The following is a 14529-nucleotide window of genomic DNA, read 5'->3' as shown; positions in this document are numbered from 1 at the left end:
GGCCGGGCGGAGCACGGACGCATAGCGAGGGGCGGCGTGGCGCCAGTCGTGGTGTGGCGCGGGGGGTGGTGCGCGCGGCGCCGCGTCGTGTGTACGCGTGTGTGCGTGGAAAGAGAGTGCGGGCGGGGAGGGCGGGCGCTGCGACCGCCGTGTCGTACCGCCCGCCGGGCCGGTTCCGGCCTACTCGTCGTCCTCGTCGTCCAGGCGGGCCAGCCAGGTGGCGAGGCGTTCCACCGGAACCTCGAAGTCGGGGTTCAGGTCGACGAACGTGCGCAGCTGCTCGGCGAGCCACTCGAAGGTGACCTCTTCCTCGCCGCGCCGCTTCTCCAGTTCCTCGATTCCTCGGTCGGTGAAGTACATGGATGCCGCTCCGTCGTTCAGTGCAGGGGTAGGGCCGCTCCCGGGCGGGAAGAACCCTCAACCTGTGAGAGGTGGAAGATGCCGCGTTTCCGCCTGAGGAGCCTGGCGAGGACAGGAAAATAATAGGCAGCCGCCCGGCCCTTCGGGCGGGCGGTCCCGACGGGGCGAGGGGACGGGGGAGCATGACGAACGGGGAGTCGACGCGAGTAGCGCGGATCCAGCTGCCGGACGGGACGCCGGTGTGGGCCCGGATATCGGGCGCCGAGGAACTGTCCGCGCCGTCGGGGGGACTGTCGTACACGGACACCGGCTTCGCCGAGCGGGTGGAGGCGAGCGTCGAGAGCCTCCAGTCGCTGATCACCGGTGTCGCACGCTCGCTGTCCGGTCCGCTGCGGGCGGTGCGGCCGGACGAGGTGAACGTCGAGTTCGGCATCGAGCTGACCGCCAAGGCCGGGAAGGTGGTGGGCCTGCTCGCGGACGGTGAGGCCAAGGCCGCCATCACGGTCACCCTGAAGTGGAACGGGGGCGGCCCGCCGGACGCGGACGCGGGCACACCCGCCGCCTCCCGGGGCTCCTCGGCGCAGCCCGCACCCGCACCCGCACCCACCCCCGGCGGCACGGCCGCGCCGTCCGCCGCCCAGGGTCCGCGCACCGGCGCGTCGACCGGCGCTCGGGGGCACGGAGGTGCCGCGGAATGACGGAGCCGTACGACGGGGGCGCGCCGGACGGCGCCGATGCCGCCCGGCTTGCCCTTCGTGAACTCGTTCTCGCGGCGACCGTGCGCATTCATCGCTCCGACGCAGGGTATGCCCACGACGAGCCCGGCGGCTTCCTCGGCAGCGGCTTCTTCGTGGCGCCGAACTGGGTTCTGACCTGCGCGCACGTGGTCCATGCCGAAGAGGGGGGCGAGGTCACCGTGGTGTACCGGACCAGCCCCTACGAGGACCCGTGCGCCGTGCGCGGGAAGGTGGCGGCGACCCTGCCGGAGCAGGCCGGCCGGCTCGTTCCCGGCGGCGGCTGGCCCGCCCCGGATCTCGCGCTGGTCCAGCTCCGCGAGCCTGCCGGGCACACGTGCGTGTACGTCTCCGAGCGTCCCAACCCGCACTTCGGCGGGAACCGGGTGTACTACGCGGGGTGGACGGGGGCCCGGGGCCGGCTGGAGATCCTGGACGGGTACCTCTCCGTCCAGGGCACGATCAGTGCGTGGTCGCCGGAGGAGCAGGTGCGGCTCGGACAGAACGACCTGCCGCCCGGTGTCTCCGGCGGGCCGGTGATCGACCCCGTGCGCGGTGAGGTCGTCGGTGTGCTGAAGTCCCGCGCGGACCAGGGGGCGGGCGGCACGTCCATCGGCATCGAGCAGTTACGCACCCTGCAGACAGCGACACGAGCCCAGACGGCGACAAGAGCCACGACCGGGACCGGGCCCGCCGACGTCCACCCGAGCGGCTCCGTCCGGCCCGGCGCCGATCCCGCCGGCCTGCACCCGCGTGGCTCCCTCAGGCCCGGCGCCGGCCCCGCCGACCCGCATCCGAACAGCTCTCCCGGGAGTGACGCCCACGCAGGCCCGCATCCGGGTGGCCCCTCCGGGACCGATGACGAACACGCCGGTGCCATCGGCGTCCTGCGCAGTTCCCCGGGGACCGGAGCCGATCCCGCCGACCTCCACCCGAGCGGCTCCCTCAGGCCCGGCGCCGATCCCGCCGGCCTCCACCCGAGCGGCTCGCTCCAGGTCGAGGCCCACGCCAGCCTTCCGCCCCCGAGTGACTCCCCGGGGGCCGACGTCCGCGCGGGTGGTATCGGCCCGGGCGGTTCTCCCGGGACCGGCGCCGCCGGCATCCGCGTGCGCGGTCTCCCCCAGGGCGACCTCTATCAAGCCGTCTTCCACGCCCACGACCGCTATCACCGCGACCGCCAGCAGCCCTCCGACTCGTCGGCTCCCACCTGGGCCGACATCCAGGGGGAACTGGGCGCACGCCCCGGGCGCGCGCTCAGCCCGCACGAGCGCGGTGAACTGCTGGGCCGGCTGGCCGATCTGCCGCCCCCGGCCAGTACCCGCGGCCTGCTCGATCTCCTCCGCTCCCTGCCGGGCTTCCGGCTTCCGTCCCTGGTGCCCGCCCCGCGCGGCTGGCGGGACGGCCTGGGCGTGCTCTACGAGCACGCGCGCCAGGACGGGGTGCGCAGGCTCGTCATCGACTACGCGATGCGGATCCTGGCCGCCGACCGCGACCGGACGCCCAGCGTGCGCGAGGCCGAACGAGCCCTGTGGGACTGGGTCAGGCACGCGTCGACAGGACTCGACAGCGGCTACCGCACCGAACTCGCCCGCCAGCGCGTCGAGTTGCTCGGCCGGGTGCATCCCGGTCACGAGCGGGCCGACGACGACCCCGGCCAACTGCCGGCGGAGCGCCCCGTACCGCATCCCTCCCTCGCGCCGCCCGGCCCGTCCGTGCTGCTGGTGGTGCTGCGCCGGGGCTGGGAGCCAGACCACTGCGACTGGTCGATCTCCGTGGCGGACGCGGACGGCGGGACGCGGCTGCTGCACGAGACCCAGCGCACCCCGCTGGCCGGCCTCGACTCCCAGGTGGCCGCCCCGCTCACCGAGGCCTTCCGGCAGTGCGACGAACCCGGGCGGCCCGCCCTCCTGCACGTGGCCCTGCCCCATCTGCTCCTGGGCACGGCCGTGGACGACTGGCGGCTGCGGCGCGACGGCGTCCCGCTGGGCGTCGAACGGCCGGTGCTCGTGCGCTGCTCGGACCGCGACCAGCTGCCCGACGAGGCGGCGGAGGGCCCCGGTGCCTGGCCGGCGGCCGCCTGGGAGTCGTACGACGACGAGGACGGCGAGCGACGGGACCGCTGGCGCCGGCTGCACGTCCGTCAGGCGCGGGCCGAGGTGCTGGACTGCGACGACGGTGTGCGCAGGCCCGTACCGGACACGGCCGCGTTGCGGGACCTCGCGCCGCACGACGTCCCGGTGCTGTGCCGCCTGGGCGACCTGCGCTACGACAGCGACCCCGCCTCGCTCGGCCGGCTCCTGCGCGCCGGCTTCGGCGTGGCGGTGTGGCGCCGCTGGCGGCGGGAACCCGAAGCCGTGTGCGGAGAGTTCCACCGGGGAGCCAAGACGGTCGTCGACGACGGCAACGGGGTGGCGCTGTTGCCCGAGGTGGTGCACGGACTGCGCAGACAGGTGCACGAGGGGCTCACCGAGGCCTACTGGGCCCATGGAATAGCACTGTTGTACGACGATCCGTACAGGCCCCTGCCCGGCACCGGAGATCTGCTTGAGGCGCTGTGACGCGGGCCGCGCGTTCCCTCCGGATCCTCTTACCAGGCGTCCTGAGGGTCGATACCGTGATGCACGTTCGACGGCTGCCGTGGCGGACGAGTGACGACGAGGACCGGACATGACCGAATCCAGTGAGTGGCTCATCTACCGGGGCGCCGGGGAACCGCACGACGGGATGAGCCGGCTTCCGCCGCCGCCGCCCTGGCGCGACTTCTCCGGCCGGGACGCGGACGGCGACGGATCCCAGGACCGCAGGCTCGGCGCGCACCGGCACCTGGCCGAACTGCACCGGCCCGGCGCCGAGGAGCTGGAGATGATCAACGCGGCGCTCTACCTGCGCCGCCCGCTGCTCGTGACCGGCAGCCCCGGAGCGGGCAAGAGCACCCTGGCCCACTCGGTGGCGTACGAGCTGGGGCTCGGCGAGGTGCTGCGCTGGTCCATCGTCAGCCGGACCGCGCTCCAGGACGGGCTGTACCACTACGACGCCATCGCCCGGCTGCAGGACGTCCAGATCGCCGCGCAGGGCGGCTACGGCACGGCGGCCGGCAGCCCCGGCGTCGCGACGGCCATCGGCAGTTACATCCGGCTCGGACCGCTCGGCACCGCCCTGTTGCCCTCGGACACCCCGCGGGTGCTGCTCATCGACGAGCTCGACAAGAGCGACATCGACCTGCCCAACGACCTGCTGAACGTGCTGGAGGAGGGCGAGTTCGAGATACCCGAGCTGCAGCGCATCGCCGACCGGCTGCCCGACGGCGAGGCCGAGGTGCTCACCGCCGACGGCACCAAGGTGCGGGTGCGCGACGGCCGGGTGCGCTGCCGCGCCTTCCCGTTCGTGGTGCTCACCAGCAACGGGGAGCGGGACTTCCCGGCGCCGCTGATGCGTCGGTGCATCCACCTGGAGCTGGGCCGGCCCGACCACAACCGGCTCGCCACCTTCGTCCGCGCCCACCTCGGTGACGAGGCCGCGCGGGCGGGCGACGACCTGATCGCCCGCTTCCTGGAGCGTTCCCGCAGCGAACTCCTCGCCGCCGACCAGCTGTTGAACGCGATCCACCTCACCGACGCCGCCGCCCCGCCGAGCCGCGAACGACTCGCCGACCTGCTCATCCAGCGACTCGACCGTTCGAGGTGAGGCGTTGATGCCCGACGCAGCGGCACGACACGGCCCGGACCCCGCGAACCGGCCCGGCCCGTCGGCCCCCGCCGAGCGGCTCGGCCTGCCCGACTCGCCGGCGGTCACGGCCCGTTCCAGCCCGCCCGACCCCTCCGGTCCGGCCGCCCCCGCATCCACTCCTGACCGTGCGGAGCCGCCCGTCGGGCCGGTCGAGGGGGGTGGTGGCGACCCGATGGCAGAACTCGTGCGGCGGCTGCGGGAGATCGGGCTGGAGCCCGATGCGGAGGGGTTGAGCGACGCCCTGTGGCTGGCGCGCTGGGCCGGCTCCGAGCAGGCGGACGACGGCGAGGGGGCGGCCGGTGGCAGCGGGGCCTCGGCACAGTCGGACCAGGGAGCCGGCAAGGGTGTGCCCGCGCAGGGCGGCAGCGCCACGGAACGGCTGGACGTGCCGGCCGCTCCCTGGCAGGGGCCCCAGACGATCGCCGTCGGCCCTGACCGCAGTGTGACGCTCTACCCGCTGCCCCGGAACGGCGCTCCGAGCGCCCGGGGCAACGGGCGGATCACGGCGCTGCCGGTCGGTGTGCCCGTCGCCCCGGTGCTGCCCGCGCCCCTCGAACTCCAGCGCGCCCTGCGGCCGTTGCAGGCGTACCGCAGCGCCGCACCGGTGCTGCGCACGGAGCTGGACGAGACGGCCACCGCCGAGCTGAGCGCTCGCGCGGGCGGCCTGATCATGCCCGTCCGGCGCGCCGTGATCCGCGGCGACGCCCGGCTCCAGCTGGTGCTGGACGCCGCGCCCTCGATGCGGGTGTGGGACCGGCTCTTCAGCGAACTCCACCAGGTCTTCGCCCAGTTGGGGGCCTTCGGCGACGTCCAGGTCAGCCATCTGCACGCCGGACCGGACGGCGAGCCGGTGGTCAGCCGCAGCCCGGACGCCCAGGCGGCCCCGCTGCACGGCCTGGACCGGCTGAGCGACCCGACGGGGCGCCGGATCACCCTGCTGGTCAGCGACTGCGCGGGCCCCCTGTGGCGCAGTGGCCACGCGCACCGGCTGCTGCACCACCTGGCCCGGATCGCCCCCGTAGCGGTGCTCCAGCCGCTTCCGCAGCGCCTGTGGAACCGCACCCGGCTGCCCGTGACGTACGGCCGGCTGACCCGTGGCGACACTCTGGGCGGCACCGCGCTGCGGATGCGCACCCCCGACGGCGCCCCGGTGGTCCCGCCGCCGGGTGTGCTGCCCGTCCCGGTCCTGCCGCCCGAGCCGGTGGCCCTCGGCGCCTGGGCGCGGCTGCTGTCCGGGGCCGGTACCGGGCCGGTGCCGGGAGCGGTGGGCTGGGTGCGCGCGGACCAGCCGCCCGCGCCGGAGCCCCGCCGTACGCGCAGGCCGACGCCGGTGGAACGGGTCAGCAGGTTCCGTTCCGCGGCCTCCCCGACCGCCGGCCGCCTCGCGGTCTGTCTGGCCGCAGCCCCGCTGTGCCTGCCCGTGATGCAGCTGGTGCAGCGCACGATGCTGCCCGGATCCGGCCCCTCCGAACTCGCGGAGGTGCTGCTCGGCGGCCTCGTCCAGCGGGCGGGGGAGGACTACGGACAGGGTGACGTCCAGTGGTACGAGATGGACCCGGAGGTGCGCGAGGCGCTGCTGTCGACGCTCGGCCGGGACGAGGCGGTGCTGGTCCTCAAGCACTGTTCCGAGTACATCGAGCAGCGCTTCGGCAAGGGCGGCGCCAACTTCCCGGCGCTGGCCCTCGCCCAGCTCGGCGGCGGGGACGCGGCCGAGCCCGACCGGGAGCCCGCCGCGGCCCGGGCGCGCGCCTACGCGCCCGGCACCGGCTATCCCGGAGAGAACGGCGACGGCGGCGAGGCGACGCTGGTCCCGCAGCCCTTCGCCGAGGTCGCGGCCCGGGTACTGGAGCGCTTCATGCCGCTGCCGGAACACTTCCGTCTCTACGGCACCCGGGGCAACGGCGTCCCGCCGGGGGAGCGGCCGACGCACCCGGCGGTGGTCCGGGCCCGCACCCTGCTCGCCCGGTTCGACGCCGAGGGCATGGTGCAGGACGCGATCGACGCCGTACAGCTGCTGCGCGGCGCCACCGAGCACGAGCGGCCGGCGGGGGCCGATCCCGGTCTGTGGGCGGAGTACGCCTACGCCACGCTGCGGCTGTGGGAGGTGCAGGGCGGGGCCGAGCTGCTGCGGGAGGCGGAGACGGCCGCCGAGCGGGCCGTGGCGCACCCGCACGCGCTGCGCGAGCGGGCGGCGCTGGCCCGGGTGCTGCGCGCGGCGGCCACCGACCGCCGGCGCCGCGGCGACCAGCACGGCGCCCTGGACCTGCTGAGCCGCGCCGACCGGGAGTACGCGGTGGCCTGCGCCGCGCCCGAGCTGGAGCCGGAGGAGGCGCTGCGGCTGACCCTGGAGCGGGTGGGCGCGCTGGAGACGCAGTGGCGCCTCGGCGGTGACAGCGCGCTGCTGCAGGGTGCGGTCGGCATGCTGGAGGCGTTCGCCGACATCTGGCCGGACCGCCGGCACCGCCCGCCCGAGCTGCCCCTCGCCCACGGGAGGCTGCTGCTGCGCCTCGCGGAGGCCACGACCGATCCGGAGCAGGCCCGCGGCTACGCCGGGCAGGCCTCCCGCTCCCTGCGCGACGCGCTGACGACCGGGGCCGAGGACGTGCCCCCGGGCGGCGCCGAGCGGGCGCGGGAGAGCGTCCGGGTCCGCCTCGACCTGGTCGACGCCCTGCTGGCGTCGGGCGGGGACCTGGCCGAGGCCCAGGACCGTCTGGACGAGGCGCTGGCGAGCACCACCCGGCGCAGCCTGCGCTCCCTGCTGCACGTGCGGGCCGGCCGGGTCCGGGTCGCCCGCTACACGGAGTCGGGTGACCTGCGGGAACTGCGGGACGCCGCGGACGCGTTCGCGCTGGCGGCGGCGGACATGCCGAGGGACGCGGCGGGCTACTGCGACGTGCTCGCCGAGTGGGGCGAGGTGCTGCTGCGCCGCGCGGGCGCGCAGAGCCCGGCCCGTGCGTGGGAGCCGCTGTCGCAGGCGATCCGCGTGCTGCGGGACTGCCGTACGGAGACGCCCACGGGCAGCCCGCACGCCGCGTACCGGCTGCTGATGCTGGGCCGGGCGCTGATCCTGCGCTACCGGCTGCGCGGCGACCGGGTGGACCTGCGGGAGGCCGAGCACCTCTTCGGCCTGGCGGCGGCGGACGCGGAGGATGCGCTGCTGGCCGCGCGCTGCCGGCTGGAGCTGGGGCAGGCGCAGTACGAGGCCTACCGGAGCCTGGGCCGGCCGACCCGCCTGGACGACGCGGTGGACGCCTTCCGGTCGGCGGCCGAGTCGGCGCGGGAGGCCGAGGAGGAGGCCGAAACGGAGCGCAGGCGCCAGGACGCGGTGGAGCTGGGTGCGCAAGCGCACCACTGGCGGGGTATGTCCTACGAGGCGGCTGCCCGCCCCCGCGCGGCGCGTGAGGCCTACCGGGCGGCGCGTGCCGAGTGGTCGCGGCTGCCCGAGGGCAGCCTCGGCTCGGGCGGACCGACGGCGGCGGACACGGCGCTCCGGCTGGCCGAGCTGGAATGAGCGGGCATGAGCGGGAACGGACGGCAATGACCGCACCGGCAGGGGAGACAGGGGAGAGGGGAACGGGGATGAACGCACGGGACGAGTCACCCGCACCGGGGAGCGCCGGACCGCTGCCGGATCTGCCGGCGCTGGACCTGCCGGCGCTGGACCTGGAGGAGCTGCGCACCATCGAGCATCCCGTTCTCAAGGAGGTGCTCGCGGGCCTGCGGGAGCGCGCGGAGCGCCCGAGCGAGATGCTCTGGGGCTTCAACAACTGCCTCTGACCGGTCAACAGGGAACAGAAAAAGACAACTTCGATCGGGCGGGGTTTGCGCCCGGCCACTGGCCGGGAATGCGCGTCCATACGGGTGGAAAAGGCCGTGGCGCGCTCGTATCGCAGCCGGCGGGGCCTAGGGCATGGGGGTGCTGGAGTGTCCGAAGACACCGCCGCCCGTCCGCCGTCCGAAGACCGGCTCCCCCGCCCCTTCCGCCAGTTCATCGTGAAGATGCACGGCCGCTGCAACCTCGCCTGCCGCTACTGCTACCTGTACGAGGGCCCCGACCACACCTGGCGCACCCGCCCGGCCGCCGCCCCCGCCGAGGTCCTCCGGCACACCGCCGACCGCATCGCCCGGCACGCCCGCACCCACGCCCTGACCGGCCTGTCCCTCGTCCTGCACGGCGGGGAACCCCTGCTGGCCGGCGCGGACACCCTCGCCCGCTTCACCGACGACGTGCGCGCCCGCGTCCCGGCCGGCTGCACCGTCCAGGCCACGGTCCAGACGAACGCCACCCTGCTGACCCGCGACCGGGCGGCCGTCCTCGCCCGGCACGGCATCCGCATCGGCATCAGCCTCGACGGCGGAAGCGCCGCGCACAACGCCCGCCGCGTCGACCACGCCGGACGGCCCTCCTGGCCCGCCGCGGCACGCGGCGCCCGCCTGGTCGCCGACCACTTCCCGCAGGCGTACGCCGGACTCCTCACCGTCGCCGACCCCACCACCGACCCGGTCGACCTGTACGAGTCCCTGCTCGTCCTCCGCCCGCCCGCGCTGGACCTGCTGCTGCCGCACGGGAACTGGTCGGCGCCACCACCGCACTGGGGCGGCGCCCGCCACGGCGCCTGGCTGTGCCGGGTCTTCGACCGCTGGTGGTCGGCCGGACGCCGGGAGACGCGGGTGCGGCTCTTCGAGGAGTGCCTGGCGCTGCTGCTCGGACTCCCGGCCGCCACCGAGTCGCTAGGGCTCCAGCCCTTCGACGCCGTCGTGGTCGAGACGGACGGCTCGATCGAGCAGGTCGACTCGCTGAAGTCGGCCTACGAGGGTGCCGCCGAAACCGGTCTGGACGTCTTCCGGCACGACTTCGACCAGGCCCTGCACCACCCCGGCGTCGCGGCACGCCAGGCCGGCCCGGCGGCCCTGGCCGACCGGTGCCGGGCCTGCCCGCTGGTCACGGTGTGCGGCGGCGGCCACTACGCCCACCGGTACCGGGCCGGACAGGGCTTTCGCAACCCGTCCGTGTACTGCGCGGACCTGCAGCTCTTCATCCAGCATGTGGCCGGACGGCTGGCCGGGGACACGCCGGGCACCCGCCCCGCGGTCCCGGCCTCTCTCGAAGGGGGCACCCCGTGACACCTCCGGCGGTCCCGGGCCGGGCACTGGCCGAACTCGGCCGCACCGAGGGCGGTCCCGACACCCTCGCGCTCCTCGTCCGCGACCAGGACACCCGGCGCCTGCTCATGCTGCGCGCCGTGCTCGACGCCGCCGAGGCGGCCGACCCCGCCGTCTGCCCCGGCACGGCCAAGGACCGGCTGCGGGAGGACTGGGCGCTGCTGACGGCGGCGGACCGGGCCACCGGCGGCGGCGCGCACTCCCCGGCCCGGGCGCGGCTCACCCATCCGCTGACGGGCCCCTGGGCCAGGCGCTGCCTGACCGGGCTGAGCCCCCGCCGCGGCCGGCTCGCCCCGTCCGACCGCGGAGAACTCCTGCGCGACCTGGCCCACTTCAGCGCGGTCGCCGTCGCCGCCGCGGCCCGCGCCGGACTGCCGTTCACCACCTCCCTCACCGCCCGCGACGGCGTGCTGCACCTGCCCTCCCTCGGCGCCCTGCGCACGGCCGAGCCGGACGACGTACGCGTCGAGGTCCGCCACACGGACGGCAGGCTGACGCTCCGCCGGCCCGGTGCGCCCGATGCCACCGTGCACCTGGAGCACGGCACCGGCGCCTGGTCCGCGACCCCCGCCTGGACGCCGGCCCACGCCCTGCCCGCTCTGGTGCCCGGCGCCGCCCCCATGCCCCTGGAAGACCTCGACCCCTACCGCGTCCCGCCCCACGACCCCGGACCGTACGCGCTGAGCGGACCCGCGGCCCCCGACGACGCCGAACGCAAGCGGTGGCTGCAGACCTGGACCGGCACCGCCGCCGTGCTGCGCACCGGGGGCGAGCACCGGCTCACCGAGGCGCTCACCCTGCTGCGCTGCCTGGTCCCGCTGGACCTGCCGCCCGGCGCCGGCGGCCGCGGCAGCTGCAGCGCGACCCGGCGCGAGGCGTTCGGCGCGCTGCTCAGCAGCGCGCCCGCCACCCCGGTGGCCTTCGCCGCGACCCTCGTGCACGAACTGCAGCACACCAAACTCGCCGCGCTCAGCGAGCTCGTGGAACTGCACCGGGCCGGCCCCGAGGCCCGCTACTTCGCGCCCTGGCGCCCCGACCCGCGGCCCTACGACGGTCTCCTGCAGGGCACCTACTCCCATCTGGCGCTGGCGGACTTCTTCCAGCGCCGGGCACTGGCCGACCCGGCCCGGCGGGAGTCCGCCTGGGCGGAACACGCCCGCTACCACGCCCAGGTCGGCGCGGCCCTGCCCGCGCTCGTCGGCTCGCCCGACCTGACCCCGGTGGGCCGCCGCTTCGTCGAGGACATGGCCGCCGTCCACGAACGGCTCGCCGAGCGTCCGGCACCCCGCGGGTACACGGCGCGCGCGCAGGCGTACGTCAAAGCCGTGCGCACCCTGTGGAGGCAGCGTCAACCTCCGGCACCTCCGCTCACGAATCGATGAAATGCCGACTTCCGGCTCCCCGCTGCGGGAAGATCGTCGGACCGAGGCGCGCGCCGGTGCAGTCGCCGGACTCCCCAGCGCCGCGCCGAGGTTCTACGATGTGAGGACTACGTGCTGGAGGCCGCTGCATGTCTGAAGCTCGTACGCCCGTCCGGTCCACCGGGAAGGGAGCCGCGAGGCAGACCGTCACGATCAGCTTCGCCGGATTCAACCGGCCCTGGGCGGCGTGGATCGGGGACAGGCTGGAGCGGCGCGGTCTGCGGGTGGTCTACCTGCGCTGGGACGCCCCGCCCGACGAGTCCCTGGCCGGTCTGCTGCGCGACCTCACCCTGGCCGAGGGCCGTACCCTGATCCTGGTCAGCGAGTGGTACTTCCAGCTCGGCCCGCGCACCCACGAGGAGTGGAACACGGCCCTGCGCGAGGTCGTCGCCCCCGACCCGGCCAGGTTCGCCGCGGTGTCCGTCACCAACACCACCGTGCCCTCCGCCACCGCCGCCCTCGCCCCCGTCGACCTCACCAACATGGGCGCGGAAGAGGCCGAACGGCGCCTGCTGGACCGGCTGGACGTGCCGCTCGACACGCCCGTGGTCACGGACATCACCCGTCCGGCCCCGCGCTTTCCCGCCTCGATGCCCGACGTCTGGGGCGGCGTACCGCGCCGCAACACCCGCTTCACCGGCCGCGAACCGCTCCTGAACGACGCCTACCACCTCCTCCAGGGCAGCGAGCCCGGCGCCGGCGTCCTCACCCTGCACGGCATGTCCGGGGTGGGCAAGACCCAGCTGGCCGCCGAGTACGCGTACCGGTTCGGCTCCGAGTACGACGTCGTGTGGTGGGTCGGCTCCGAGAAACGGGTCACCTACCGCCGCCTGCTGGCCGAACTGGCCCCCAAGCTCGCCCTGTCCACCGGCCCCGAGTACGGCGAACGGCTGCGCGCCGTACGGGACGCGCTGCGCCGCGGCGACCCCCACTCCCGCTGGCTGCTGATCCTCGACGGCGCCGACGAGCCCGAGCAGATCTGGGACCTGGTCCCGACCGGCCCCGGACACGTGATCATCACCTCCCGCAACCCCGAGTGGGGCGAGCACAACAGCAAGCTGCTCGAAGTGCCCGTCTACGCCCGCGACGAGTCCGTGGCCTTCATCCGGCGCCGCGCGCCCCGGCTGAGCGAGGCGGACGCCGACCAGCTGGCGGACGCGCTGGAGGACCTGCCCCTGCTGCTGGACCAGACGGCGGGCTGGCTCAACGACTCCGACCTCTCGGTGGACGACTACATCGCCCTCCTGGAGGGCGGCATCGACCAGGACGTGGTCAAGGTGTCGGCGGACTTCCCGCTCGCCTTCCAGACCGCGTGGTCGATACTGCTCAACAAACTCCGCGAAACGGTCCCCGAGTCGGTCGACCTGCTGCGCCTGTGCACCTTCTTCGCCCCCGGGTTCATCCCCGTCCGGCTGCTGAAGGAGATGTCCCACGACGACCTGCCCGAACAGATCGCCGGACTGCTGGACGACCCGCTGCTGTGGAACAAGGCGATCAACCAGCTCCGCCAGTACTCGGTCGTCCGCCTGGAGTCGCACGAGGCCGCCCTGGACGAGGCCGCCTCCTCGGGCGAGTCGGTCTACCTGCACCGCATGGTCCACCAGATCGTGCACAAGGACATGCCCGAGCAGGACCGGCGCGAGTTCATCGAGGTCGTGCGCCGGGCCCTCGCCGAGGCGGACCCGGGCCGCCCCACCGACACCCGCAACTGGGACACGTACGCGGAGATCGTGCCGCACCTGAAGTACGCCGACGTGCTGCAGAGCAAGGACCGCAAGGTACAGGCCCTGGTGCTGAACTGCCTGCGGTACATGCTCTTCGCGGGCGAGTACACCGCCGGCGTCAAACTCGGCGCGCGCGCCCTGCGTGCCTGGCGCCGGCTGCTGGGCGCCTCGCACCCCCGCGTGTGGGAGCTGACCTACCACTACGCCAACCTGATGCGCTCCGCCGGCCGCTTCCAGGAGACCGAGGCCATCGACCGGGCCGCGATGGAACAGCTCCGCGAGGACCGGGGCGAGCACGACCTGGACCATCTGCGGATGGCCGGTGGACTCGCCGCCGACCTGCGCGAACTCGCCAAGTACAAGGCCGCTCTCGAACTGGACCAGTGGCTCTACCCGACCTACCGCGACCTCTTCGGCGAGCAGGACTCGCGCACCCTCAACGCCCTGAACAACCTCGGCTACACCATGCGGCTCCTGGGCCGCTACGAGGAGGCCAGGAGCATCGACCTGAAGACGCTGGAGGCGCGCCGCCTGCTCCTCAAGGGCCGGCATCCCTGGACCCTGTTCTCCGAGGTGTCCTACGCCATCGACATGCGTCTGCTGGGCCGGTACTCCGAGGCCGACTCCGCCCAGACGAAGAACGTGCACGAACACCACCGCGTCATGGGCCGGGACCACCAGAGCACCCTGCGCGCCGAGCACAACCTGGCCCTGTGCAAACTGCGCGGCGGGGACCGGGCCACCGCGGGCGAACTGCTCACCCATGTCCTGGAGGGCTACGAACGCAAACTGGGCGACACCCATGTGCACACCCTGGCCGCCGCCGTCAGCCAGAGCTGCTTCGCCCGCGAGCACGGGGACATCGACCAGGCCCGCGAGGCCAGCGAGTCCATCATCGCCCGGTACGAGATGCTGCTGCCCGAAGGCCACCCGTTCCTCATCGGGGCCCGTGCCAACCACGCCCTGATCCTGCGCAGCGTCGGCGAGCGGGAGCACGCCCACGTCCTCATCGAGGAGGCGCTGACCGGCATGACCGCGGCCCTCGGGGAGCACCACCCGCACACCCTCGGCTGCGCCATCAACGCCTCGGCCCTGCGCAACCTCGTCGCCGAGCCCGAGTCCGCCGCCGAGCTCAGCAGGGTCACCACCGCCAGGGCGACCGAGACGCTGGGCCGCACCCACCCCCTCACCCTCTCCGCCCGTGTCGCCCACGCGGCCGACCTGCGCGCCCTGAGGGACCGTCAGCAGGCCGAGAAGGTCGAGCAGGAGGCCCTCTCCGACCTCGCCGCCACGCTCGGCCCCCAACACGTCCACACCATCTCGGCCCGCTCCCGCAACCGCCCCTACTGGGACTTCGAACCCCAGGCGAACTGAAAGCGCCCCACGGGGGAGCGCCCCGAA

At 74.7% G+C, this 14529-nt stretch carries 9 protein-coding genes; 8 read left to right on the top strand and 1 reads right to left on the bottom strand.

Annotation, left to right across the window (positions count from 1 at the left end; all coding sequences use genetic code 11):
• Positions 1–180: 180 nt before the first annotated feature.
• Entirely contained in the window at positions 181–360 is a 180-nt protein-coding gene (locus tag IO33_RS0111375; protein WP_003992906.1) for a DUF6104 family protein, read from the bottom strand.
• A gap of 182 nt (positions 361–542) precedes the next feature.
• Here IO33_RS0111375 and IO33_RS0111370 point away from each other — a divergent pair, with 182 nt between their 5' ends.
• The 8 genes from IO33_RS0111370 (at position 543) to fxsT (ending at position 14502) form a co-directional block, all read left to right on the top strand.
• Complete coding sequence (locus IO33_RS0111370; protein ID WP_031163290.1) at positions 543–1058, top strand: CU044_2847 family protein; 516 nt, start codon at positions 543–545, stop codon at positions 1056–1058.
• Positions 1055–3652, top strand: coding sequence for a VMAP-C domain-containing protein (locus tag IO33_RS52340; protein WP_051926614.1), 2598 nt, complete (start codon positions 1055–1057; stop codon positions 3650–3652). The genes IO33_RS0111370 and IO33_RS52340 overlap by 4 nt, the downstream gene beginning before the upstream one ends.
• 109 nt (positions 3653–3761) lie before the next feature.
• Positions 3762–4778 carry an AAA family ATPase gene (locus tag IO33_RS0111360; protein WP_031163286.1) on the top strand — a complete coding sequence of 339 codons (1017 nt, stop codon included), beginning with the start codon at positions 3762–3764 and terminating at the stop codon, positions 4776–4778.
• Positions 4779–4785: 7 nt separating this feature from the next.
• A complete protein-coding gene (locus tag IO33_RS0111355; protein WP_031163284.1) occupies positions 4786–8331 on the top strand; it encodes an SAV_2336 N-terminal domain-related protein in 3546 nt (1181 codons plus the stop codon).
• Positions 8332–8399: 68 nt separating this feature from the next.
• On the top strand, positions 8400–8597 hold the full coding sequence (gene fxsA / locus IO33_RS0111350) for an FxSxx-COOH cyclophane-containing RiPP peptide (RefSeq protein WP_031163282.1): 198 nt from the start codon (positions 8400–8402) through the stop codon (positions 8595–8597).
• A 222-nt stretch (positions 8598–8819) separates the two neighbouring features.
• The gene (locus tag IO33_RS0111345) at positions 8820–9944 is read left to right on the top strand and encodes an FxsB family cyclophane-forming radical SAM/SPASM peptide maturase (protein ID WP_051926664.1); all 1125 of its coding nucleotides are present in this window, start codon (positions 8820–8822) and stop codon (positions 9942–9944) included.
• Positions 9941–11365 carry an aKG-HExxH-type peptide beta-hydroxylase gene (locus IO33_RS0111340; protein WP_031163278.1) on the top strand — a complete coding sequence of 475 codons (1425 nt, stop codon included), beginning with the start codon at positions 9941–9943 and terminating at the stop codon, positions 11363–11365. The genes IO33_RS0111345 and IO33_RS0111340 overlap by 4 nt, the downstream gene beginning before the upstream one ends.
• 128 nt (positions 11366–11493) lie before the next feature.
• Positions 11494–14502, top strand: coding sequence for an FxSxx-COOH system tetratricopeptide repeat protein (gene fxsT, locus IO33_RS0111335; RefSeq protein WP_031163276.1), 3009 nt, complete (start codon positions 11494–11496; stop codon positions 14500–14502).
• The last annotated feature ends 27 nt before the right edge of the window (positions 14503–14529 follow it).

This window comes from Streptomyces durhamensis (assembly GCF_000725475.1).
In the GTDB taxonomy this organism is placed as follows: domain Bacteria; phylum Actinomycetota; class Actinomycetes; order Streptomycetales; family Streptomycetaceae; genus Streptomyces; species Streptomyces filipinensis.
Note: the sequence above shows the minus strand (reverse complement) of the source record. Positions and strands in the feature narration are given on the sequence as shown.